This window comes from Sphaerisporangium sp. NPDC004334 (assembly GCF_053602655.1).
Genome location: NZ_JBSGDZ010000003.1, coordinates 217,093 through 238,611 on the forward strand (window position 1 = coordinate 217,093; position 21,519 = coordinate 238,611).

The window sequence follows — 21,519 nt, forward strand, 5'->3', positions numbered from 1 at the left end:
GCCCCCAAGGACACCCTCTCCGTGCAACCGCCGCGTCCATCGGTCACAGCGATCGTCGTCTCCCATGACGGCGCACGCTGGTTGAAAGAGACGCTGCAGGGGGTTCTGCACCAGACGCGCCCCCTCGACCGGGTCGTCGGCGTGGACAACGGCAGCCGCGACGGCGGCGCCAAGATGCTCACCGAGGCGTTCGGCCCGAACGCCGTCCTCACCATGCCCCGCTCCACCGGGTTCGGCGAGGCGGTCGCGGCGGTCCTCGAACGCCTGCCGCGCACCGGCGGCGAAGAGTGGATCTGGCTGCTGCACGACGACTGCGTGCCCGACAGGCGGGCACTGGAGGCCCTGCTCTGGGCCGCCGCGGCCGACAAGAAGGCCACCATCCTCGGCCCCAAGCTGCGCGACTGGCTCGACCGCCGCATCCTGCTCGAGATAGGCGTGACCGTCGACCGGTCCGGCCGCCGCGACACCGGGCTGGAGCCGCGCGAGTACGACCAGGGGCAGCACGACGGTGTGCACGAGGTGCTGGCGGTGTCCACGGCAGGCATGCTCATCCGCCGCGACGTGTGGGATCAGCTCGGCGGGCTCGACGCCGCGCTGCCCATGTTCCGCGACGACCTCGACCTGTGCTGGCGCGCCACCGCCGCCGGCCACCGCGTGCTGTGCGTCACCGACGCGGTCGCCTGGCACGCCGAGGCGGCGACGCGGCGCAGGCGGCGCATGTCGGTGAGTGACGTCCACCCGCGCAGGCTCGACCGGCGCAACGCCATGTTCGTGATCATGGCGAACCTGCCGTTCCGGTCGATGCTGTGGTCGATGGCGCGCAACCTCGTCGTCTCGCTGTTCCGCACCCTGTTGCTGCTGCTGGCCAAGCAGCCGGCCAACGCCCTGGACGAGGTGGCGGCGTTCGCCTCCGTCATCGGCGGCCCGCGCCGCCTGCTCAGGGCGCGCAAAGCCAGAAGGCAGGGCAGGAAACAGGGATACCCCAAGGTCAAACGGCTGTTCACGCCGTCGGGCATGGCGTTTCGCCGGCTGACCGACATGGTGCAGGGTTACCTGTCGGGGTCGGGGCCGATCGACTCCGCGGGCCGCCACCACGCGGTGATCTCCGAGTCGTCCCGCGAGGACGACGGCGAAGAGCTGCTGACCGACGCCGGGCTGATGCAGCGCCTCTTCGGCAACCCCGGCGTGCTGCTGTGCCTGGCCCTGGTGGCCGTCACGGTGGCCGCCGAGCGGTCGCTGCTGTACGGCGGCCTGCTCGGCGGGGGCGCGCTCGTGCCGGTCGTGGGCGGCGCCTCCGACCTGTGGGCGTTCTACACCTCTGGCTACCACGCCGCGGGGCTCGGCTCCGACGGCTGGGCCCCGCCGTACGTCGCCGTCCTGGCCGCCCTGTCGACGCTTTTCCTCGGCAAGACGTGGCTGGCGGTCTCGGTGCTGCTGCTCGGCTGCGTTCCGCTCGCCGGCCTGTCGGCGTACGTCGCGACCCGGTCGATGATCTCCCATCCGCTGGCCCGGGTCTGGCTGGCCGCCTCCTACGCGCTGCTGCCGGTGGCGACCGGCGCCGTCGCGGCCGGGCGGCTCGGCACGGCGATGGTCTTCGTCCTGCTCCCCGCCTACGCCGCCTTCGCCGCCAAGGTCATCACGGGCGAGCGCCGCAGTGCGCGCCGGGCCGCGTGGGCGCTCGGCCTGCTGCTCGCGGTGGGCACGGCGTTCGCCCCGCTGGTGTACGTGCTGGTCGCGGTGCTCGGCGGCCTCGCCGCGGTCTCGTTCGGCGGGGTGAGGCGCGGGGTGGGCCTCTCGCTCGGCATCGCGATGGCCGTGCCGGTCGTGCTGCTGTTCCCGTGGCTGCTGCAGCTCGCCGCCGACCCCGGGCGCATCCTGCTCGAAGCGGGCCTGCACCGGCCCGGCCTGGTCGACCCCCGGCTGCCGCCGGCGGCCCTGCTGCTGCTCAGTCCGGGCGGCCCCGGGGTGCCGCCGATCTGGGTGACCGGCGGTCTGATCGCCGCCGCGCTGGCCGCCCTGCTGTTCCGCCGCCACCAGATGGTGGTGGTCGTCGGCTGGGGCGTCACCGTCTTCGGCGTCCTGGTGGCCACCGTGGCGGCCCGCGTCCCGGTCGACGGCGCCCCCGCCTGGCCGGGAGTGCCGCTGGCCTTCGCCGCCACCGGTCTCATCGTCGCCGCCGCGCTCACCGGCCACCGCGTCATCGAGTTGCACCGGGCGGGCGGCCTGCGCCGCGTGGTCGCCGTCCTCATGGTCATGGTGGCCTGTGTCTCACCCGTCCTGGTGGCGGGCCTGTGGGTCAAGGACGGCGTGAGCGGGCCGCTGCGGCGCGGCGTGCCCAGCGTGATCACCGACTTCGTCGCGGCGGCCTCGACGCGGGGCGAGAGCACGGTCGTGCTCCGCTCGGGCGCGGACGGCCTGCTGAGCTTCACCATCCTGCGCGGGCGCACCCCGCTGATCGGCGAGACCGAGCTCCCGGTCCCCGCCACCACGCGCCGCCGGCTGTCGGACGTCCTGGCGGGCGTCATCTCCGGCCGCGGCGGGGACGACGCCGTCGCGCTGGCCGCCTACGGCGTCCGCTTCGTCGTCGTCCCCGGTCCCGTGGACGCCGGGGTCCGCCGTTCCCTGGACGCCGACCCGGCGCTCGCGCGGATGAACCTCTCGCCGGACGGCGGGCTGTGGCGGATGGTCCAGCCGCTCGGGCGGGCCTACCTGCTGGCGCCCGACGGCCGGCGCACCCCGGTCGAGTACACCGGCACGCCCGGCGGCGGGATGACGGTCACCGTCCCGCCCGGGCCCGCGCAGCGCGTCCTGGTGCTGGCCGAGCCCGCCGGAGGGTGGACGGCCGCCGCCGGCGGCACCTCGCTCGCGGCGCGCACCGTCGACGGGTGGGCGCAGGGCTTCGAGGCCCCCGCCGCCGGTGGACGCGTCACCGTGGCCTACGGAGCCTTCTGGCACGACGCGTGGCTGTGGGCGCAGCTCGTCCTGGTCGTCCTGGTCCTCATCCTGGCCTCGCCCGGCGCCCGCGGCGCCGAGACCGTCGAGGAGTACGCCGAGCCCGCGGTCGAGCGCGAACCCCAGGAGGTGCTGGTCCGGTGAGGGCGCTGATCGAGAACCGGTTCGGGTTCCTCGCGCTGGTGCTGATAGCCCTCGGGGCCTTGTTCGGCGTGGCGTTCGTCACCCGCCAGGGCGTCGCGCCCGTCCCCGTCCCTCCGCCCGGCAGGGTCGCCGTGGAGTCGGTCTCCACCGTCTGCCCCGACCCGGCCGGCGCGCGCGTCAGCGCGATCACCCCGCCGGGCGGCAAGGGCGACGGGGTGGCCACGGTCGCGGAGGTCACCGAGCCCGGTGGCAAGGCCCCCTCCGTCGCGCGGCTCGAAGGGCCCGGCGTGCTGTGGCAGCGCGAGGCGCCGGCCAAGTCCGGCCCGCTGGAGGTCTCCGGCAGCGGCGCGATGGCCGCCGGCCTGGAGGCCGCGCAGACCACCCGGCGGCTCAAGGGCACGGCGCGCGGCCTGGCCGGGGTGCGGTGCGCCGAGCCCGGCGCGGGGGCGTGGTTCGTCGGCCCCGGCCCCGCCGCCGCCGACGTGGTGCTCTACCTGGCCAACGCCGACGCCGCCGACGCCATCGCCGAGGTCCTGGTCTACGCCGGCGAGGGCCCGGTCGTGAGCGACCGCGGCAACAGCCTGGTGCTCAAGCCGGGCGAGCACCGCACCGTGCACCTGCGCGACCTCGCGCCCTCGCCGCTGGTCATGGCCATCGAGGTGCGCACCATCACCGGCCGGGTGGCCGCCTCGGCGCGGGCGGTGCTCGGCAAGGGCAAGGGCGCCGACTGGCTTCCCGCCGCGGCCGCGCCGGCCAGGACGGTCGTGGTCCCGGGAATCCCGGGCGGCGGCGGCCGGCGCGAGCTGTACGTCACGGCCCCGGGGGAGACCGACACCGTCGTGCACGTGAAAGCCCTGACCGCCGACGCCTTCTTCGCCATGAAGAACCGCGAGTCGCTGGACGTGCCCGCCGGGTCCACGGCCTCGCTCGACCTGTCCACGGGCATCGGCGGCCAGCCGGCGGCGATGGTGCTCACCGCGGACGTCCCCATCGTGGCCGGGGTCATGGCCACCGGCACGGGGAGCAAACCGGACGTCGCGTTCACGGCCGGGGCTCCGGCCATCGAGTTCGGCAGCGTGGTGGCCGACAACCGGGGCGGCAAGGACGTCTCGTCCCGCCTGATCCTCTCGGCGCCCGGCGCGCGGGCCGAGGTGCGCGTCCAGGTGCTGCCCAAGCGCGGCGCCGCGCCCCCTCCGGTGGACGTCGAGATCCCCGCCGCGCGCACCAAGGAGATCAAGCTCGCCCCGCCGGGCGGCGGCGACTTCAGCGTCGTGGTGACGCCGCAGCCGAAGTCGGGGCCGGTGTACGGGGGCAGGGTGCTGGACGAGCGCACCCCCGACGGGTTGCTGCTCACCGCCCAGCCTCTCGCCCTGGCGCGCACCTGGGTGATCGCCCCGCCGGTCCAGGAGTCCTCCGACGTGGTCCTGCCCGACCGCCCGGCCCCGCCCTCCGGCGCCGGCGACTAGCCGTCCGGTGAGGTGACCGCAGCCATCCCGGGGGTCGGGCTCTGCCCCCGTTCGCATTGGGTGTGATCGGCGCCGGGACGGCGGGTCGTGGTACGGCGATGCCGGCGCCGCTCTACGGCGCCCGACCTGGGGCGTGTTCGTGGACGGCGCACAAGGGCACCCGCCGGGACGGCGCTCGGCCGCCCAGGGGCGGTGCTCAGTGGCGGTCGTCGTAGCCGGGGTCGACGGTCTCGGGGGACAGGCCGAGGAGGCTGGCCACCTGCTCGACGACCACGTCGTGCACGAGCGCGCCCAGCGTGTCGCGGTCGCGGGCGCGGGCCTCCAGCGGGCGGCGGTAGACCACCACGACCGCCGGGGACCCGGCGACGGCGGGCTCGGCCCGGCCGAAGGGGATGGGGTCGGAGGACAGCCGGCCCGGCCCGTCGACGAGCTCGTCGGCGGGGGGCACGTCCTCCACCGCGAACTCGACCGCCGAGAGCTGGCCGCCCCATTTCGGCTTGAGCCGGTCGACGGCGTCCAGCACGAAATCGTCGAAGCGCTCGCTCCGGGAGCGCGCGATGGGCACGTGCGACGGGGCGAGCGGACCTCGCATGCCGCGGCCGTGCCGATCGCGCCGCCGCGGGCCGTTGGGGCGGGGCGTGCCGCCAGGGTCCGGACTCACATAGCCAAGCCTAGATCGTGCCTCCCGGATCCCGTGCCGACTCCCTGTGCGTCCGGGTGGCGCATCCCCGGACGGGCACCGGAGCGTGCCGTTTCTCAAGGACATGCCAGGTGGCGATATGACGCCCGTAAACGGCGGGTAAGTGTCCGAAATGTGGCGACACGCTCGTTAAGAGCTGCCGGGTGGTGGCAATGTGAACGCGGACCGGATACGGTCCCTCCGTGAGCCCCGTCCGCAGCTGTTCCCGTACCGCCTGCAGGCAGCCTGCCGTCTTCACACTCACGTACGTCTACGCCGACTCGACCGCCGTGCTCGGCCCGCTGGCGACGTACGTCGAACCACACTGCTACGACCTGTGCGCGGACCACGCGGAGCGGCTGACCGCCCCCCGCGGGTGGGAGGTCGTCCGGCTGCCGTCGGAGGCCGGTCAGCCGACCACCGACGACCTGGAGGCCCTGGCCAACGCCGTGCGCGAGGCCGCGCGCCCCACGCCGTCCTCGGGCGAGCCGGTCGGGCAGGGGGTCGAGGTGGGCCGACGTGGCCACCTGAGGGTGCTGCGCTCGGCGCAGCAGCAGAACCTCGAGCGCTGAGGCTCCCCCCTGCGGCCTCCCGCGCCGCCACGAGGACGCCAGGACCGCGACCGGTGTCGCGCCCGTCACTCACGGGTCACCCGGGTCCTGCGGGGTCGCTCCGGGGCTCTCAGGTTCGTCGAAGACCACCATGGGACGCAGTAGGCTCGACCGAAAAGACATGACTAGGTGCGGAGCGGCAGTGGGCGACCTCGCCAAGATCTTCAAGGCGTACGACATCCGCGGCGTCGTGCCGGATGAGCTCGACGAGGCGGCCGCCGAGGCCGTGGGCGCGGCCTTCGCCGAGGTCGTCGGCGCCGCCGCCGTGGTCGTCGCCCGCGACATGCGCCCCTCCTCCCTCCCGCTGTCGGCCGCCTTCGCCCGCGGGGTCACCGGCCGGGGCGCCGACGTGGTCGACGCCGGCCTCGGCTCCACCGATCTGCTGTACTACGCAAGCGGCAGCCTCGGCCTGCCCGGCGCGATGTTCACCGCCAGCCACAACCCCGCCCGCTACAACGGCATGAAGCTCTGCCGGGCGGGCGCCGTCCCGGTGGGCGCCGACACCGGCCTGACCGCCGTGCGCGACCGCGCCGCCGAGATCCTCGCCGCCGGGCGCGGCGCCGGCGCCGCCTCCGTCCCGGCCGCCGGGAAGCTCACCTCGCGCGACCTGCTGGCCGGGTACGCCGCCCACCTGCGCGGGTTGGTCGACCTGTCGGGCGTCCGGCCGCTGAAGGTCGTCGTGGACGCCGGCAACGGCATGGGCGGGCACACCGTCCCGGCGGTGCTCGACGGCCTGCCGGTCGAGCTGACCCCGCTGTACTTCGAGCTCGACGGCACCTTCCCCAACCACGAGGCCAACCCGATCGAGCCCGACAACCTGCGCGACCTGCAGAAGGCCGTCCTGGACAAGGGCGCGGACCTCGGCCTGGCCTTCGACGGCGACGCCGACCGGTGCTGGGTCGTCGACGAGCGCGGCGAGTCGGTGCCGCCCTCGGCGATCACCGCCCTGGTCGCGGTCCGCGAGCTCGCCAGGCACCCGGGCGCCACGGTGATCCACAACCTGATCACCTCCAGGGCCGTGCCCGAGATCATCGCCGAGCACGGCGGCATCCCGGTGCGCACCCGCGTCGGCCACTCCTACATCAAGGCCGAGATGGCCCGCACCGGCGCGGTCTTCGGCGGCGAGCACTCCGCGCACTACTACTTCCGCGACTTCTGGTTCGCCGACTCCGGCATGCTGGCCGCGCTGCACGTGCTGGCCGCGCTCGGCGAGCAGCGGCGCCCGCTGTCGGAGCTCCTCGAGCGCTACTCCCGCTACGCCGCCTCCGGCGAGATCAACAGCACCGTCCCCGACCAGGCCGCCGCGACGGCCCGGGTGCGCGCGGCGTTCGCCGGCCGCGACGGCGCGTCGGTGGACGAGCTCGACGGGCTGACCGTGTCGGGGCCCGACTGGTGGTTCAATCTTCGTCCGTCCAACACAGAGCCGCTTCTCCGGTTGAACGCCGAAGCGGCCGACGAGAAGCTGATGGCGGCGGTCCGGGACGAGGTCCTCGCCGTCGTGAGGAGTGCACCGTGAAGATCGATGACTGGCTGCTGGACATCCTGGCCTGCCCCGCGTGCAAATCGCCGCTGAACGCCGTCGCCGAGAGCGACGAGCTGGCGTGCAGCTCCGAGAGCTGCGGGCTGGTCTATCCCGTTCGCGACGACATCCCCGTGCTCCTGGTGGACGAGGCGCGCAAGGCGTGAGCTCCTTCGAGCCCGAGCGGCTGGACGACGCGGCGTTCCTCACCGAGGGTGACCCGTCGGGCATGCTTCCGGCGATCGCCTCCTCCGGCGCGCAGGTGCGCACCTCGCACCGCACGGCGCTGGAGGCCGGCGTCTCGCGGCTGTCGCGCGGCGACCGGCCCCGGGCGATCGTCGTGGCGGGCATGGGCTCCTCCGCCCTGGCGGGCGACATGCTCGCCGCCGTGTGCGGGGGCGGGGTGCCGATCCCCATCGTGACCGTCGGCTCCTACCGGCTGCCGGGCTGGGTGGGCGCCGCCGACCTGGTCATCGCGGTGTCGTCCTCCGGCGCCACCGAGGAGACCCGGACGCTCGCGCTGGAGGCCGTCCGCCGCGGCTGCCGCCTGCTGACGGTGAGCCGCTCGCGCTCGCCGCTGGCGGCGATCGCCGAGCAGGCGTCCGGGCTGCACGTGCCGCTCGCCCCGGTGGCCGGCACTTTCCCGCCCGACAGGGCGAGCCTGTGGGCGCTGACCATGCCGCTGGTCGCCGTCGCGGCGGAGCTCGGGCTGGTCGAGGCCGGTCCGGAGGTGGTGGAGGCCGCCGCCGCGCGCCTTGAGGACATCGCCCACCGCTGCCGCCCGTCCAGCGAGTCGTTCATCAACCCGGGCAAGACCCTGGCGATGGAGATCGCCGGCACCATCCCCATGGTGTGGGGCACCTCGCCGGTGACCGGCGCGGTCGCGCACCGGCTGGTGTCGCAGCTCGCCAAGAACGCCAAGTATCCCGCGATCTACGGGGAGATCCCCGGCGCCGTCCACGACCAGGTGGCGGTGGTCGAGGGCCCGCTCGCCGAGCGTGACATCTTCGGCGACGGCGCGTCCCTGGCTCTGCGGCTGGTCGTGCTGCGCGATCTGGAGGAGCATCCGCAGGTGAGCAAGAAGCGCGCCCTGGCGGTGCGCATGGCCGAGCAGAGGGGCGTTCCGGTCACCGAGATCACCGCCGAGGGCGTCCATCCCCTGGAAAGGCTGGCCTCGCTGGTGGGGCTGGTCGACTACGGGACTGTTTACCTGGCCCTGGGGTACGGTGTCGATCCGGCCCAGGTGGCGACCGTCGCGGAACTTAAAGCCCGAGTTACCCCATAAGATCTGCGATGACCGCTTCACCGGGCGGGTAGGTGCACGGTTTCGACGGGATGGGTGGAGACTGCGGGTGAGCGCGGGCGGCGGTACCAAGGCGATCATCGCGGCGCTGGGGGCGAACCTGGCGATCGCGGCATCGAAGTTCGTGGCGTTCCTGTTCACAGGGTCGTCGTCGATGCTCGCCGAGTCGGTGCACTCGGTCGCCGACTCCGGCAATCAGGCGCTGCTGCTGCTCGGCAACCGGCGGTCCCTGAAGCGCGAGAACCGCAAGCACCCGTTCGGCTATGGGCGTGAGCGCTACTTCTACGCCTTCGTGGTCGCGGTGGTGCTGTTCACGATCGGCGCGGTGTTCTCGCTGTACGAGGGCTTCGAGAAGATCGCCCACCCGCATGACGTCGAGTCGCCGATCTGGGCGTTCGGCGTGCTGATCTTCGCGATCGCCGCCGAGGGGTTCTCCTTCCGCACCGCGATCAAGGAGTCGCTGCCGCTCAAGGGCGAGCAGTCGTGGTTCACCTTCATCCGCCGCGCCAAGGCCCCCGAGCTTCCCGTCGTGCTCCTGGAGGACCTCGGCGCGCTGCTCGGCCTGCTCTTCGCGCTGTTCGGCGTGACCATGGCCGTGGTCACCGGCAACGGCGTGTGGGACGGCGTGGGCACGCTCATGATCGGCCTGCTGCTCGCGGTCATCGCGGTCATCCTGGCCGTCGAGACCAAGTCGCTGCTCATCGGCGAGAGCGCGGCCCCCGAGATCGAAGATCGCATCTGCGACGCGCTCGAGAGCGCCCCTGAGGTCAGCCGGGTCATCCACCTGCGCACCCTGCACATGGGTCCCGAGGAGCTGCTGGTCGCCGCGAAGATCGCCGTGGAGCACGACGACACGGCGGCCGACGTGGCCAAGGGCATCGACGAGGCCGAGCGGCGCGTCCGGGAGGCCGTGCCGATCGCCAAGATGATCTACCTGGAGCCCGACCTCTACCGCAAGGACGAGGCCCCCCGCTCCCCCCTGGACCCCTCCGCCTCCGAGCCGGCCTCCCCCGCCAAGGCGGACCACGCCTGACCGGCGACCTGTCCCGCCGTCCCACCGCGCGCTTTCGCACGCCTTGGCGCGAACGTGAAGCCGGCTAACCGGCTTGGACCCGCTCGGACGCCGGGGCGTGAAGTATCGCGGGGATGACGATGGAGTCGACGATTTCCGTGATCGCGTCCTCGCCCGGTGGCAGACCGTACAGCACGACCTCGTTGCGAATGAGGTCGAACGGAAGTTTGACCACGCGCGAAGGCAGACGGACGGCGGGGATCTCGTTCCGCTCGATCGCACGCCGGACGATGGTCGCGACCTGCCCTCCTTGAGCCCTGGAGGCCAGCCGGGCGCGTAGGGCGCGGGCGGCCTCCGGGTCACGGGCGGTCTCGACGGCCATGCCGGCCAGGACCTCGCCGTGCACAGAGCCGAGTAGCCGGGCGACATGCTCCATCATGGCGAGCAGGTCGGTCCGCAGCCCGCCGGTGTCCGGTGGCTCGGTGTCCACGGGTGCCGCGTGGTCGAGGGCCGCGAGCGCGAGTTGCGCTCGGGTGGGCCAACGGCGGTGGATCACCGGCCGGCTGGTGCCCGCTCTGGCGGCCACGGCCTCCATCGTCAGTTTGGCGTATCCCATCTGAGTCAGCAGCTCCCAGGTGGCATCGAGGATGGCCCGCTCCAGCCGTTCTCCTCGTCGTCGGCTCATCTCACACTCCTTTTAGATGCGTTGCGCATCTTACCGGGAACGGCGTACGTTAGATGCAGTCCGCATCTTATCTGGCGCACCCGAACCGGAGGCATGATGGCCACGCACGAGAACGGCGTCCTGGATCTAGCCGGCGCCCGCATCCACTATGAGGTCCGTGGCTCAGGTCCCGCGCTCTTGCTGATCCCCGGGAGCAACGGCGACGCCGGCCTCTTCGATGCCATGGCCGATCGGCTCGCCGACCGCTACATGGTCATCAGTTACGACCGCAGGGGCTTTTCCCGCAGCCCCGCCCACGAGGAGCCGGCAGGGTGGATCGAGACGCACGTCGAAGACGCGCGCCATCTGATCGACGGCGTCGCCGGGGGGCCGGCCCGCGTTTTCGGCACCAGCGCGGGAGCCGTCATCGGACTCGCTCTCATCAGCCGGTATCCCCAGCGGGTCGTTAGGCTCGTGGCGCACGAACCGCCCCTTCTGGAGGTGCTGCCGGACGCCCCGCGGTGGCGGGCCTTCTTCGAGGATGTCGTCGCCACCCATCAGAGCCAGGGCGCGGACGTGGCGATGCGACAGTTCATGACCGGTATCGGGATGGGCGAGGCTCGCCGGCCGGCCGATCTCGACCCCGAGCTGCTCAGCCGCATGGCCGGAATCGCGCACACCGTTCTGACCCAAGAAGTCCCCAACGCTCCCAGCCACCGCCCGGACTTCGCCGCGCTTGACGCGCAGCACGCTCGCATCGTCCTCGCGGGGGGCCGCGACTCCCGTGCCCACTTCCCCTATCAGCCGGCCGTCGTGCTCGCGGCCCGATGGAACCAGCAGGTGATCGATTTCCCCGGGGACCACCTCGGCTACTGGTCCTATCCCGCCGAGTTCGCCGCCACCCTGACCGACGCCATGGCCATGTGACCCTGCCCAGCCGGACCCACTGTCAGCGGCCCTGGCACCCTTCGACCGTTGTCGTACACGCGCAGCTTCACCATGCCCGCCGATCGGCCCCCTGAGTTGGAGTGCTTCACGGCATTGGCGATGAGTTCGCCGACCAGCAGTTCGACATCGTCGACGCTCTGACGCCCTCCCGCGAGAAGTACTCCGCGCACGTACACCCTCGCGATCGCGACCGAACTGGCGCGGCCGAGAAGTCCAAGGACGAGGCCCCCCGCTCCCCGGTCGACCCCTCCGCCTCCGAGCCGGCCGCCCCCGCTCCGGCCGACCACGCCTGATCCGGGCCGAGGTCCTCTCCTTCGCGCGCTGGATGCGACCCCACCCGGCCGGCGTTCTCCCGAGGACTCGCTCGGCCCCCGTCGAACGGATGCGGATTTCCAGCCGTGGGCGGATGCCACATGATCAGATGAGGCGATACCGTCCCATCATGGAATGGGCTGGATGGCGGCGCGGTGGAAGGGACCTCACCGACGCGGTGGTGGCGGTCGTCGTCGCGCTGCTCATCCGATACGCCATCGTCGATCCGCCGGGGCCGTCGTCACCGTGGTCCGCGTGGTCGGCCTGGCCGGTGGCGGCGGTCCTGAGCTTTCCGATCGCCGTCCGGCGGCGCCGGCCGCGGGCCATGCTCGCCGTCGCGTGCGCTGCGGGCACAGGGGTGACCATGGCCGGCGCCGTCGCGGCGGGCGCGATCTGGCTGACCTTCGTGCCGACCGCGCTCGTGCTGTACCTGGTGGCCGCCACCGTCTCGATCGTCTGGTCGGTTGCGGGCCTGGCGGTCTGCCTGTCCGCCGCGGTGACCGCGATCCTGGTCTACTACGTGCAGGTGTTCCCCGGTCTTGCGCTCGCGGCGACGCCCAGCGAGATGCCGGCGGCCTGGCCGATCGAGATCGGTACGATCGGTGTGCTCCTGACCGTCGCGTGGGCCCTCGGAACGGTCGTGCGCTGGAAGCGGGACACGACCGCCCGCCTCGTCCGCCATCTCGCCGACGCCGCGGTGACCGACGAGCGCAGGCGCATCGCCAGGGAACTGCACGACATCATCGGCCACAGCATGAGCCTGATCGCCGTCAAGGCCACCGTCGCCAACCACGTCGCCGACGCCCGCCCGCAGGAGGTCCGCGCCGCGCTGGCCGTCATCGAGGAGACCAGTCGCAGCACGCTCACCGAGATCCACCGGGTGCTCGGCCTGCTGCGCTCCGACGGCGATCCCCAGCAAGACCCTGTGCCCGCCCCCGGCATGGCGGACCTGCCCGGGCTGGCCGCCCACGCCCGCTCGGCCGGAGTCGAGGTGGAGCTGACCGTCCGGGAGGAGGCCGCCTTGCCTGCCGCCGTCGCGGTGTCGGTGTACCGGATCGTGCAGCAGGCTCTGACCAACGTCGTCACCCACGTGGGGCCGGCCCGCTGCGCGGTCACCGTGGACGTCGACGGGCGCGAGGCCGTGATCGAAGTCGTCGACGACGGCCCCCGCCACGGCCGGCCGCCGCGGGCGGGCCACGGCGGCCACGGCGGACACGGCGGACACGGCCAGCACGACCAGCACGGCGGACACGGCCTGATCGGCATGCGGGAGCGGACCAAGATGTACGGAGGCACGTTCGATGCGGGGCCCCGGCCCGAAGGAGGCTTTCGCGTGTCGGCTCGACTGCCCTACGCCCCGGACGGCACCGCGGCATGAGCATCCACCACACGAGCATCGGCGCCGCATCGCACGACTCGTCCCCGCCCGTCCGGGTCCTGCTGGCCGAGGACCAGATCCTGATCCGCGACAGCCTCAAGGTCCTCATCGACGCCGCACCGGGGCTGGCCGCCGTAGGCGAGGCGGGCACGGGCGCCGAAGCCGTGCGCCTGGCCCGCCGGCACCGGCCCGACGTCGTCCTGATGGACGTGCGCATGCCGGACATGGACGGCATCGAGGCGACCCGGCGTATCTGCGCCGACCCCGCCTGCTCCGGCGTGCTCGTACTGATCCTCACCACGTTCGACCTGGACGAATACGTGTACGCGTCGCTGCGGGCGGGTGCGAGCGGCTTCATGCTCAAAAGCGCCACGGCAGCCGAACTGCTGGCCGCCATCCGGGTCGTCGCCTCCGGTGAGGCGCTGCTCGCGCCCACCGTCACCCGCCGGCTCATCACCGAGTTCCTGCAGGGCTCTCATCCCGCCCAGGTCGTGCGGGGCCTCGACGAGGTCACCCGGCGCGAGCGCGAGGTGCTCACCCTCATCGGCAGGGGCATGTCCAACGCCGAGATCGCCGAGCACCTGTGCCTCACCATCGGCACGGTCAAGACCCACGTCGGCCGCCTCCTGGCCAAACTGGGGGCCAGGGACCGTGCCCAGCTCGTCATCGCCGCCTACGAAGGCGGGCTCATCACCAACCCGGACGGCCGCCGGTGACGGTCCGCCCTTCTCCGAACGAGGGCACGCCTCCGCACGTTCATCGGGTGCGGGCGCGGGTGCGGGTGCGGGTGAGGTGGGTTCCCGGCTCACCGGCGTAGCACTGGTCCGGATCGTCATCCTCTCGGACCGAAGGCCGACATGAGGACGTGCACGGCGATGAGGGCGACGACCCAGATCATGGCGCGCCTGGTCGGTGGGGGGCCGCCGCGCAGCAGCGAGATGCCCAGGGGGATGAAGGCGACGCAGAGGCCGCCCACGGCGATGAAGGACTGCGGTTCGGTGCCTTTGAGCGTCCCGAGCGCGAGCGCTGACATCAGGCCGAGTGCGATCGAACGGCCCAGCCCCAGGGCGCCGGAGCGGTAGGCGCCGATGGCCAGCACGACCCAGCCGAAGAAGGCCGGCCCGGACATGGACCTGAACGGATGCCAGACGGTGTCCCGCCATGCCACGTAGTAGCCGTCGATGCCCTTGAGCATGGTCTGCAGGCCGAGGCTGTCGGTCAGGTGGAAGGCCAGGTGATCGGTGCCGAACTGGAAGGTCCTGGTGAACAGGCCGACGATCACCAGGCAACCGCCCCACAGTCCCCACAGCGGGGCGGTGACGGCGATCCGCTGTGCCAGCGTCATGACCGCCGGCCACAGCAGCACGAACCCGCCGGCGAAGCAGGCGTAGGCAGCGGTGATGAGGGCGGGATGCTGGGTGTAGGCGACGAGCTGATAAGGGACGAAGTAGTAGAACTGGGAACGCAACAGAGTCCCGGTCATGATCAGGATGGGACCGGCGATCAGCGAGATGGCACTCACCCACCGGCCGGGGAATGGGGGTTGGCGGTCCAGATTGGCAGCGGCGTTGGCGGCCCGCCGATCCGCGCCGGTCTGCCGCCACCGCGTGAAGTGCCCGCGAAGATCAATGCTCATGGATTGCTGCCCGTCTTGTCCGTGTCGGTACGCCCGGACCGGTGTGTCGGGGCACACCAGCATGGTGCGGGGCGACGCGGTGGGCGCGCGTCCGGCTCGGGTCGCATCTTGACGGGCGGGCACGAGCGGGTGTGCGACCTCAGACGGACGCGCGTGTCCGACCGTGGGCAGATGCCGGGTGAGTACGAGGTCTCCAGCTGGTCAGCGGCCGTGGCGTAGCAGGCGGAGGGCCTTCTCCTTTTCGAAGTCGAGGGCCCTGCGGGGGGCCTGGATGCGGCCGACGCGCAGGCCGAGGTCGCGTACGGCCTGGGCGACGGCGGGCTCGCTGAGCACGCGCAGGCCGAAGGCCAGTTCGGCGGGGGAGACGTCGAAGCGCCGCTCCAGGTCCATCGCCTGGGTGACGGCCGCCAGCTCCTCGGGGCCGAAGCGGCGGTGGGAGCCTTTCTCGCGGGTCGGCGGCAGCAGGCCGAGCGCCTCGCGGTAGCGGAGCATCCGCGGGGACATTCCCAGTCGTTTCGCCGCCTCGGTGATACGCATGGGGCCAATTCTCACATAATTGTGTCAGGTTCGCAGATCTGGGGATGCGTTGGGGTCCGCAGGGCTCTTAAACTCGCAGGGACGCACAATGACCGGGTTGAGGGGAAGACACCATGGACTTCAAGGTCGCCGACCTTGCGCTGGCCGATTTCGGCCGCAGAGAGATCCAGCTCGCCGAGCATGAGATGCCGGGCCTGATGGCGGTCCGCCGCGAGTACGCCGAGACTCGCCCGCTGGCCGGAGCCAAGATCATGGGCTCCCTCCACATGACCATCCAGACCGCCGTGCTGATCGAGACGCTGGTCGCGCTCGGCGCCGACGTGCGCTGGGTGAGCTGCAACATCTTCTCCACCCAGGACCACGCCGCCGCCGCGGTCGTCGTCGGCCCTGAGGGCACCACCGACGCCCCCAAGGGCGTGCCGGTGTTCGCCTGGAAGGGCGAGACGCTGGAGGAGTACTGGTGGTGCACCGACCAGGCGCTGCGCTGGCCCGACGGCACCGGCCCGAACATGATCCTGGACGACGGCGGCGACGCCACCCTGCTGGTGCACAAGGGCGCCGAGTACGAGAAGGCCGGCGCCGTCCCCTCGCCCGCCGAGGAGGACCCCGAGGAGTGGAAGATCATCCTCGACCTCCTGCGCCGCACGGTGACCGACGAGGGCCGGTGGACCACGGTCGCCGCGGGCATCAAGGGCGTCACCGAGGAGACCACCACCGGCGTCCACCGCCTGTACGAGATGTTCAAGGCCGGCACGCTGCTCTTCCCGGCGATCAACGTCAACGACTCGGTCACCAAGAGCAAGTTCGACAACAAGTACGGCTGCCGCCACAGCGTCATCGACGGCCTCAACCGCGCCACCGACGTCCTCATCGGCGGCAAGGTCGCCGTGGTCTGCGGCTACGGCGACGTGGGCAAGGGCTGCGCCGACGCGCTGCGCGGCCAGGGCGCCCGGGTCATCGTCACCGAGATCGACCCCATCTGCGCCCTGCAGGCCGCGATGGACGGCTTCCAGGTCACCACGCTGGAGGACGTCGTCGGCATCGCCGACATCTTCGTGACCACCACCGGCAACTTCGACATCATCACGGCCGACCACATGGGCCGGATGAAGCACAACGCGATCGTCTCCAACATCGGCCACTTCGACAACGAGATCGACATGGCCGGCCTGGCGAAGACCCCCGGCATCGTGAAGACCGAGGTCAAGCCGCAGGTCCACACCTGGACCTTCCCCGACGGGCACCAGATCATCGTGCTGGCCGAGGGCCGCCTGATGAACCTCGGCTGCGCCACAGGCCACCCGAGCTTCGTGATGTCCAACTCCTTCACCAACCAGGTGATCGCGCAGATCGAGCTGTTCACCAAGACCGAGCAGTACCCGATCGGCGTCTACGTCCTGCCCAAGCACCTGGACGAGAAGGTCGCGCGGCTCCACCTCGACGCGCTCGGCGTCAAGCTCACCACGCTGAGCAAGGCCCAGGCCGAGTACATCGGCGTGGACATCGAGGGCCCGTACAAGCCGGACCACTACCGCTACTGATCGACGATCATGGCAGGGTCCCCGCGCGGTCCGCGCGGGGACCCTTCGCCGCATGAGCACAGGGGGGACCGTGGACGTCGCGGACGCGCCGCTCGCCGAGGCGGGAGAGCGGCGCATCGACTGGGCGCTGCGCTCCATGCCCGTGCTGCGCGCCATCGGGGCGCGCTTCAGCCAGACCCGCCCTCTGGAGGGGCTGAAGATCGCCGCGTGCCTGCACGTGACCGCCGAGACGGCGGTGCTCGTCGGCGCGCTCAAGGCGGGCGGGGCCGAGATCGCGCTGGCGGCCTCCAACCCGCTGTCCACGCAGAACGACGTCGCGGCGGCGCTGGCCTCCTACGGGGTGGAGGTGCACGCCCGCGCCGGGGTGGACCGCGAGACCTACTACCGGCACATCCACGAGGCGCTGGACATCGGCCCCGACCTGGTGCTGGACGACGGCTGCGACCTGGTCAACATCCTGCACACCGAGCGCGTCGAGCTGCTGGAAGGCGTCTCGGGCGGCTGCGAGGAGACCACGACCGGCATCATCCGGCTGCGGCAGATGGCGGCCGAGCAGGCGCTGCGCTTCCCGATGGTCGCCGTCAACGACACCCGCACCAAGCGGATGTTCGACAACCGCTACGGCACCGGCCAGTCCACGCTCGACGGCATCATGCGGGCCACCAACGTCCTGCTCGCGGGGCGCACGGTCGTCGTCGCAGGGTTCGGCTACTGCGGGCGCGGCGTCGCCGAGCGGGCCAGGGGCCAGGGGGCGCGGGTCATCGTCACCGAGATCGACCCGGTCAAGGCTCTGGACGCGGCCCTGCAGGGGTATGAGGTGCTGCCGATGGCCGACGCGGCCAGGGCGGGCGACCTGTTCATCACCGTCACCGGCAACCGCGACGTCATCCGGGGCGAGCACCTGGCCGAGATGCGAGACGGCGCCATCCTGGCCAACGCCGGCCACTTCGACGTCGAGATCGACGTGCGGGCCCTGGAGGGCATGGCGCAGGACGTGAACTTCGGCGTACGGCCCTACACCGACGAGTACGTCCTTTCCGACGGCAGGCGCCTGCTGCTGCTCGCCGAGGGCCGTCTGGTCAACCTGACGGCCGCCGAGGGGCATCCCGCGGCCGTCATGGACATGTCGTTCTCCGCCCAGGCGCTCGCCGTCGCCTGGCTGGCCGGAGAACGCTCCCGGCTCGCCCCGGGAGTGTACGACGTGCCGGCGGAGATCGACACCGAGGTGGCGCGGCTCAAGCTCGGCGCGGCCGGCATCGAGATCGACGCGCTCACCGCCGTCCAGGCCGACTACCTCAGCTCCTGGCGGGTCGGTTCCTGAAGAGGGACGAGAGAGCCGCCGACGCCGGCGCGCGTCCCGCCCTCACCGGCCCGGGCCGGTGAGGGCGGCCCGCCGAACAGCTCCGGCACCTGCGTGGTCTGCCGGACGAGCAGCTCGGCGACGTCGCCGACCTGGCCGCGGCGGCGGTGGGCGGCCCGCTGGCGCTCCGCGCCCGAGCCGCCGCGCCGCATGCGGCGCAGCGCGGCCGTGACCGGCGCGAGGTCGCCGGCCGCCGACAGGGCCGGGCGCACGGTCTCCACCAGCCGTTCGGCGAGCGTCCACGCCGGGACGACCCGGCCGGTGATCGGGTCGTAGACCGCGCCCTCCATGCCGTCGCGGGCCGAACGCCAGTACGCGGCGCACAGCAGCGTGTGGTCGACCGGCGGGCCCGGGACGCCCCGGCGCACCTCGACGAGGGCGGTCGCGGCCAGGGCCCGGACCAGCGCGGCCAGCAGGACGGCCTCCTCCACCGTGGCGCAGGTGTCGGCCGACCGGAACTCCAGGGTCGGCAGGTGGTGGGAGAGCCTGATCAGCCAGTACACCATGCCCCGGTCGAGGATCGCCCCGCTGGCCCGCAGGCCCCGCAGCAGGCCGTCATAGTGGCCGGCCGACAGGAAGTACGGCGGGGGACCGGCGCTCGGCCAGCGCGCCCACAACATCGCCCGCCAGCTCGCGTAGCCGGTGTCCTCGCCGTCGGTGATGGGGGAGTTGGCGGTCAGCGCCTGCAGGAGCGGCAGCCAGGGCCGCACGTGGTTGCTGACCCCCACGGCCTCCTCGCGGTCGGCGACGCCGACGTGGACGTGGCACCCGCACACCCCCTGGCCGTACAGCAGGGCGCGGTACTGCTCGTACATGCGCCAGTAGCGCGGTACGGCGCTGAGCGGGGGCATGCCGCCGCAGCCGACCAGGCACGTCCCGCACGCCGAGAGCGCGGCTCCCGCGTCCGACGCGGCGGCGGAGACGAGGGCGCGCAGCCGCAGCAGGTCGGCGGCGAGCGCCCGCAGGTCGGTATGGACGGCGCTGTTGGTCTCGACCTGGCACCTGGTCAGCTCCGGCACGACCCGGCAGGCGGCCACCCCGCCGAGGCGGCGCAGCACCTGTCCCGCGGCGGGCCGCAGGCGCCCGCTGCGCGGGTCGATCAGCAGGAACTCCTCCTCCATGCCCATGGTCAGCAAGGGGGGCGGGATGTTCCGGCGCGAGGTCGTGGACGGCGTTGGTTTCACTGCTCCACCTCATTCGGGTGCATCCCCGGAGGAAGCAGACGTTCAAATGTACCGATGCCCGTACCAATAGTGCGGAAACCGGGTTTACCTCGTGCTACCCATCCCTGGGAGCACCTTTGAATGCGCCCGCTACCGCGCCGTTCGCGCAGCTCAGAGGGCTATGAGCGGGTTGTTCGGCGATTGTGTCGCAATTCGCTGATATTTCACGACCGAACCGGCATCACTTATGGATCGCGCATCGCCATCGGTTGCGTAACCGGCCTCGACAGCCGGCCCGGAAAGTGGGTTCCTTCAATCAGAGCGGCCCTCGATCTGCACCAAGCGCCTCGTCCCCGAGCACCCATCCCAGCCGCAAGGCAGGGCGCCAGCCTACCGCGCGCCCGCCCTGCGACCGGCCACCAGGATCCCCATCTCGGCACCCAGGAGGGCAGATGGCCAGATCGCGCCATCTCACCATCGCGGTCGCGGCGGCGGCGACGCTGCTCGCCTCCGCCTGCGCGACCGACAGCGGCACCGGCGGCGCCGGCGCCGGAAAGTCCGCCGCCGCCCAGCAGCCGGCCGGCAAGCCCGTCCAGGGCGGGACGCTGCGGCTGGTCGGCGGCGGCGACGTCGACCACCTCGACCCGACCAGCACCTACTACACCGTGACCAACGGGCTCCTGCGCGCCTACGCCCGCCAGCTGTTCTCGCTGGCCGCGCAGGCCGACCTGAAGAAGGCGCTGGAGGTCGTCCCCGACGTCGCCGCCGAGATCCCCACCACGGCGAACGGCGGGCTCAGCAAGGACCTGCTCACCTACACCGTCAAGCTGCGCGACGGCGTCCAGTGGGACACCGCGCCGCCACGCGCCGTCACCGCCCAGGACTACCAGCGCGGCTTCAAGCGGTTGTGCAACCCGGTGGCCGGCTCGGGAGCGCCCGGGTACTACACCAGCACGATCAAGGGCATGGCGGAGTACTGCGCCGCCTACGCCAAGGCGTTCGAGAAGGACAAGCCCACGCCGAAGGCGCTGGCCGACTTCCAGAACTCCCATGACATCGCCGGCGTCCAGGCCAAGGACGACAAGACGCTGGTGTTCACGCTCGTCCAGCCGGCCAGCGACTTCCTGAACATCCTGTCGCTCAACTTCGCCTCGGCGGCGCCGCAGGAGTACGACCAGTACCTGCCCGACGACGCGGACTTCCGCCAGCACGTCGTCTCCGACGGGCCCTACAAGATCGTCAAGTACGTGGCGACGAAGGAGATCAGGCTGGAGCGCAACCCGGCCTGGAAGCAGGAGGCCGACCCGATCCGCCACCAGTACGTCGACGCGATCGAGGTCAAGGAGGGGGTCACCGAGCCCGACAGCGTGCAGCAGCAACTGGAGGCCGGCACCGCCGACCTGTCGTGGGACCTGCCGGTGCCGACGGCGCAGCTGCCCCGCCTGGCCTCCTCCGGCGACGCGAACTACAAGGTCTTCCCAGGGGCCATCACCAACCCCTACCTGGTGTTCAACCAGCAGAGCAAGAACGCCGGCGGCGCCATGGGCAAGCTCAAGGTGCGCCAGGCCATCGAGTACGCGATCAGCAAGGTGGCCATCGGCAAGATCTACGGCGGTAAGGAGCTCAACACGCCGCTGCACACCGCCATCCCGCCGGGCAACATCGGCTACCAGGAGTACAACCCCTACCCGACGCCGGGCGACGCGGGCGACCCGGCCAAGTGCAAGCAGATGCTCGCCGAGGCGGGCTACCCGAACGGGCTCACCCTGACCGGGGCTTACCGCAACGCGGGCAACCACCCGGCCGTCTTCCAGTCCTACTCCGCCGACCTGCAGAAATGCGGCATCACGGTCAAGGGCCTGCCGGTGCGGCAGGGCGACTACTACGGCGCCTTCCTGCAGAACGTGTCCCTCGCCAAGGGCAGCAAGTGGGACATCTCAGCCCCCGGCTGGGTGCCCGACTGGTACGGCAACAACGGGCGGGCGGTCGCCCAGCCGCTGTTCCAGACCAACTGCACCCCCGGCACCTCCAACTACGGCTGCTACAGCAACCCCCGGGTGGACGACCTGATCAAGCAGGCGCTCGCCGAGCCCGACGCGGCGAAGTCGGCGGGTCTGTGGCACCAGGTGGACCAGCAGGTCATGGCGGACGCGGTGATCGTGCCCTTCCAGAACCAGAACACGCCGATCTACCACGCCAAGCGGGTCAAGAACGCCCTCTACCTGCCCTCCTTCCAGCTCTACGACGTCACCAACCTCTGGCTCGACCCGCCGAGCCCGTGATGCGGGCGCGAC

Annotated in this window: 19 protein-coding genes; 14 read left to right on the top strand and 5 right to left on the bottom strand. The window is 72.1% G+C overall.

The window, feature by feature from the left end; genetic code table 11:
* Positions 1–21: 21 nt before the first annotated feature.
* Both ACWEN6_RS04585 and ACWEN6_RS04590 read left to right on the top strand, forming a co-directional pair.
* Entirely contained in the window at positions 22–3,096 is a 3,075-nt protein-coding gene (locus ACWEN6_RS04585; RefSeq protein WP_452568949.1) for a glycosyltransferase family 2 protein, read from the top strand.
* Positions 3,093–4,562 (top strand): DUF5719 family protein, encoded by a 1,470-nt coding sequence (locus tag ACWEN6_RS04590; RefSeq protein ID WP_452568950.1) that lies wholly within the window; start codon positions 3,093–3,095, stop codon positions 4,560–4,562. The genes ACWEN6_RS04585 and ACWEN6_RS04590 overlap by 4 nt, the downstream gene beginning before the upstream one ends.
* A 196-nt stretch (positions 4,563–4,758) precedes the next feature.
* On the opposite strand, the gene ACWEN6_RS04595 is transcribed toward ACWEN6_RS04590, so the two are convergent.
* Positions 4,759–5,154, bottom strand: coding sequence for a metallopeptidase family protein (locus tag ACWEN6_RS04595; protein WP_354837601.1), 396 nt, complete (start codon positions 5,152–5,154; stop codon positions 4,759–4,761).
* 290 nt (positions 5,155–5,444) lie between these two features.
* Here ACWEN6_RS04595 and ACWEN6_RS04600 point away from each other — a divergent pair, with 290 nt between their 5' ends.
* The 5 genes from ACWEN6_RS04600 (at position 5,445) to ACWEN6_RS04620 (ending at position 9,707) form a co-directional block, all read left to right on the top strand.
* Positions 5,445–5,813: a DUF3499 domain-containing protein gene (locus ACWEN6_RS04600; protein WP_354837025.1), complete on the top strand. Its 369-nt coding sequence runs from the start codon at positions 5,445–5,447 to the stop codon at positions 5,811–5,813.
* Positions 5,814–5,994: 181 nt separating this feature from the next.
* The gene (locus ACWEN6_RS04605; protein ID WP_452568951.1) at positions 5,995–7,368 is read left to right on the top strand and encodes a phosphomannomutase/phosphoglucomutase; all 1,374 of its coding nucleotides are present in this window, start codon (positions 5,995–5,997) and stop codon (positions 7,366–7,368) included.
* Positions 7,365–7,538: a Trm112 family protein gene (locus ACWEN6_RS04610; protein ID WP_452568952.1), complete on the top strand. Its 174-nt coding sequence runs from the start codon at positions 7,365–7,367 to the stop codon at positions 7,536–7,538. Before ACWEN6_RS04605 ends, ACWEN6_RS04610 begins: the two co-directional genes overlap by 4 nt.
* Complete coding sequence (locus ACWEN6_RS04615; protein WP_452568953.1) at positions 7,535–8,656, top strand: SIS domain-containing protein; 1,122 nt, start codon at positions 7,535–7,537, stop codon at positions 8,654–8,656. Before ACWEN6_RS04610 ends, ACWEN6_RS04615 begins: the two co-directional genes overlap by 4 nt.
* 67 nt (positions 8,657–8,723) lie before the next feature.
* On the top strand, positions 8,724–9,707 hold the full coding sequence (locus ACWEN6_RS04620) for a cation diffusion facilitator family transporter (RefSeq protein WP_452568954.1): 984 nt from the start codon (positions 8,724–8,726) through the stop codon (positions 9,705–9,707).
* Between the two features lie 64 nt (positions 9,708–9,771).
* Here ACWEN6_RS04620 and ACWEN6_RS04625 read toward each other — a convergent pair whose 3' ends face one another.
* On the bottom strand, positions 9,772–10,371 hold the full coding sequence (locus ACWEN6_RS04625) for a TetR/AcrR family transcriptional regulator (RefSeq protein WP_354837015.1): 600 nt from the start codon (positions 10,369–10,371) through the stop codon (positions 9,772–9,774).
* Between the two features lie 96 nt (positions 10,372–10,467).
* On the opposite strand from ACWEN6_RS04625, the gene ACWEN6_RS04630 reads away from it, so the two are divergent.
* The 4 genes from ACWEN6_RS04630 (at position 10,468) to ACWEN6_RS04645 (ending at position 13,704) form a co-directional block, all read left to right on the top strand.
* Complete coding sequence (locus ACWEN6_RS04630) at positions 10,468–11,277, top strand: alpha/beta hydrolase (RefSeq protein WP_452568955.1); 810 nt, start codon at positions 10,468–10,470, stop codon at positions 11,275–11,277.
* Between the two features lie 101 nt (positions 11,278–11,378).
* Entirely contained in the window at positions 11,379–11,591 is a 213-nt protein-coding gene (locus ACWEN6_RS04635) for a hypothetical protein (RefSeq protein ID WP_452568956.1), read from the top strand.
* A 149-nt stretch (positions 11,592–11,740) separates the two neighbouring features.
* Positions 11,741–12,988, top strand: coding sequence for a sensor histidine kinase (locus ACWEN6_RS04640; protein WP_452568957.1), 1,248 nt, complete (start codon positions 11,741–11,743; stop codon positions 12,986–12,988).
* On the top strand, positions 12,985–13,704 hold the full coding sequence (locus ACWEN6_RS04645; protein WP_452568958.1) for a response regulator: 720 nt from the start codon (positions 12,985–12,987) through the stop codon (positions 13,702–13,704). The genes ACWEN6_RS04640 and ACWEN6_RS04645 overlap by 4 nt, the downstream gene beginning before the upstream one ends.
* Before the next feature lie 116 nt (positions 13,705–13,820).
* Here the strand turns inward: ACWEN6_RS04645 and ACWEN6_RS04650 are convergent, their stop codons facing one another.
* Together ACWEN6_RS04650 and ACWEN6_RS04655 are read right to left on the bottom strand one after the other, a co-directional pair.
* The gene (locus ACWEN6_RS04650; RefSeq protein WP_452568959.1) at positions 13,821–14,471 is read right to left on the bottom strand and encodes a hypothetical protein; all 651 of its coding nucleotides are present in this window, start codon (positions 14,469–14,471) and stop codon (positions 13,821–13,823) included.
* A gap of 354 nt (positions 14,472–14,825) precedes the next feature.
* Positions 14,826–15,161, bottom strand: coding sequence for a MerR family DNA-binding transcriptional regulator (locus ACWEN6_RS04655; RefSeq protein WP_354837004.1), 336 nt, complete (start codon positions 15,159–15,161; stop codon positions 14,826–14,828).
* Positions 15,162–15,274: 113 nt separating this feature from the next.
* On the opposite strand from ACWEN6_RS04655, the gene ahcY (ACWEN6_RS04660) reads away from it, so the two are divergent.
* Both ahcY (ACWEN6_RS04660) and ahcY (ACWEN6_RS04665) read left to right on the top strand, forming a co-directional pair.
* On the top strand, positions 15,275–16,702 hold the full coding sequence (ahcY, locus tag ACWEN6_RS04660) for an adenosylhomocysteinase (protein WP_354837002.1): 1,428 nt from the start codon (positions 15,275–15,277) through the stop codon (positions 16,700–16,702).
* Positions 16,703–16,754: 52 nt separating this feature from the next.
* Positions 16,755–18,023 (top strand): adenosylhomocysteinase, encoded by a 1,269-nt coding sequence (gene ahcY, locus ACWEN6_RS04665; protein WP_452568960.1) that lies wholly within the window; start codon positions 16,755–16,757, stop codon positions 18,021–18,023.
* On the opposite strand, the gene ACWEN6_RS04670 is transcribed toward ahcY (ACWEN6_RS04665), so the two are convergent.
* Positions 17,993–19,246 (bottom strand): carboxylate-amine ligase, encoded by a 1,254-nt coding sequence (locus ACWEN6_RS04670; RefSeq protein WP_452568961.1) that lies wholly within the window; start codon positions 19,244–19,246, stop codon positions 17,993–17,995. The genes ahcY (ACWEN6_RS04665) and ACWEN6_RS04670 overlap by 31 nt on opposite strands.
* A 431-nt stretch (positions 19,247–19,677) precedes the next feature.
* Between ACWEN6_RS04670 and ACWEN6_RS04675 the strand changes: the two genes are divergently transcribed.
* A complete protein-coding gene (locus ACWEN6_RS04675) occupies positions 19,678–21,507 on the top strand; it encodes an ABC transporter substrate-binding protein (RefSeq protein WP_452568962.1) in 1,830 nt (609 codons plus the stop codon).
* The last annotated feature ends 12 nt before the right edge of the window (positions 21,508–21,519 follow it).

What these genes read in the sequence shown, in the direction of transcription:
- ACWEN6_RS04595 (WP_354837601.1), bottom strand. Translation starts at nt 5,154, where the DNA reads ATGCGAGGTCCGCTCGCCCCGTCGCACGTGCCCATCGCGCGCTCCCGG.
- ACWEN6_RS04625 (WP_354837015.1), bottom strand. Translation starts at nt 10,371, where the DNA reads ATGAGCCGACGACGAGGAGAACGGCTGGAGCGGGCCATCCTCGATGCC.
- ACWEN6_RS04630 (WP_452568955.1), top strand. Translation starts at nt 10,468, where the DNA reads ATGGCCACGCACGAGAACGGCGTCCTGGATCTAGCCGGCGCCCGCATC.
- ACWEN6_RS04640 (WP_452568957.1), top strand. Translation starts at nt 11,741, where the DNA reads ATGGAATGGGCTGGATGGCGGCGCGGTGGAAGGGACCTCACCGACGCG.
- ACWEN6_RS04645 (WP_452568958.1), top strand. Translation starts at nt 12,985, where the DNA reads ATGAGCATCCACCACACGAGCATCGGCGCCGCATCGCACGACTCGTCC.
- ACWEN6_RS04650 (WP_452568959.1), bottom strand. Translation starts at nt 14,471, where the DNA reads ATGACCGGGACTCTGTTGCGTTCCCAGTTCTACTACTTCGTCCCTTAT.
- ACWEN6_RS04655 (WP_354837004.1), bottom strand. Translation starts at nt 15,161, where the DNA reads ATGCGTATCACCGAGGCGGCGAAACGACTGGGAATGTCCCCGCGGATG.
- ahcY (WP_354837002.1), top strand. Translation starts at nt 15,275, where the DNA reads ATGGACTTCAAGGTCGCCGACCTTGCGCTGGCCGATTTCGGCCGCAGA.
- ahcY (WP_452568960.1), top strand. Translation starts at nt 16,755, where the DNA reads ATGAGCACAGGGGGGACCGTGGACGTCGCGGACGCGCCGCTCGCCGAG.
- ACWEN6_RS04675 (WP_452568962.1), top strand. Translation starts at nt 19,678, where the DNA reads ATGGCCAGATCGCGCCATCTCACCATCGCGGTCGCGGCGGCGGCGACG.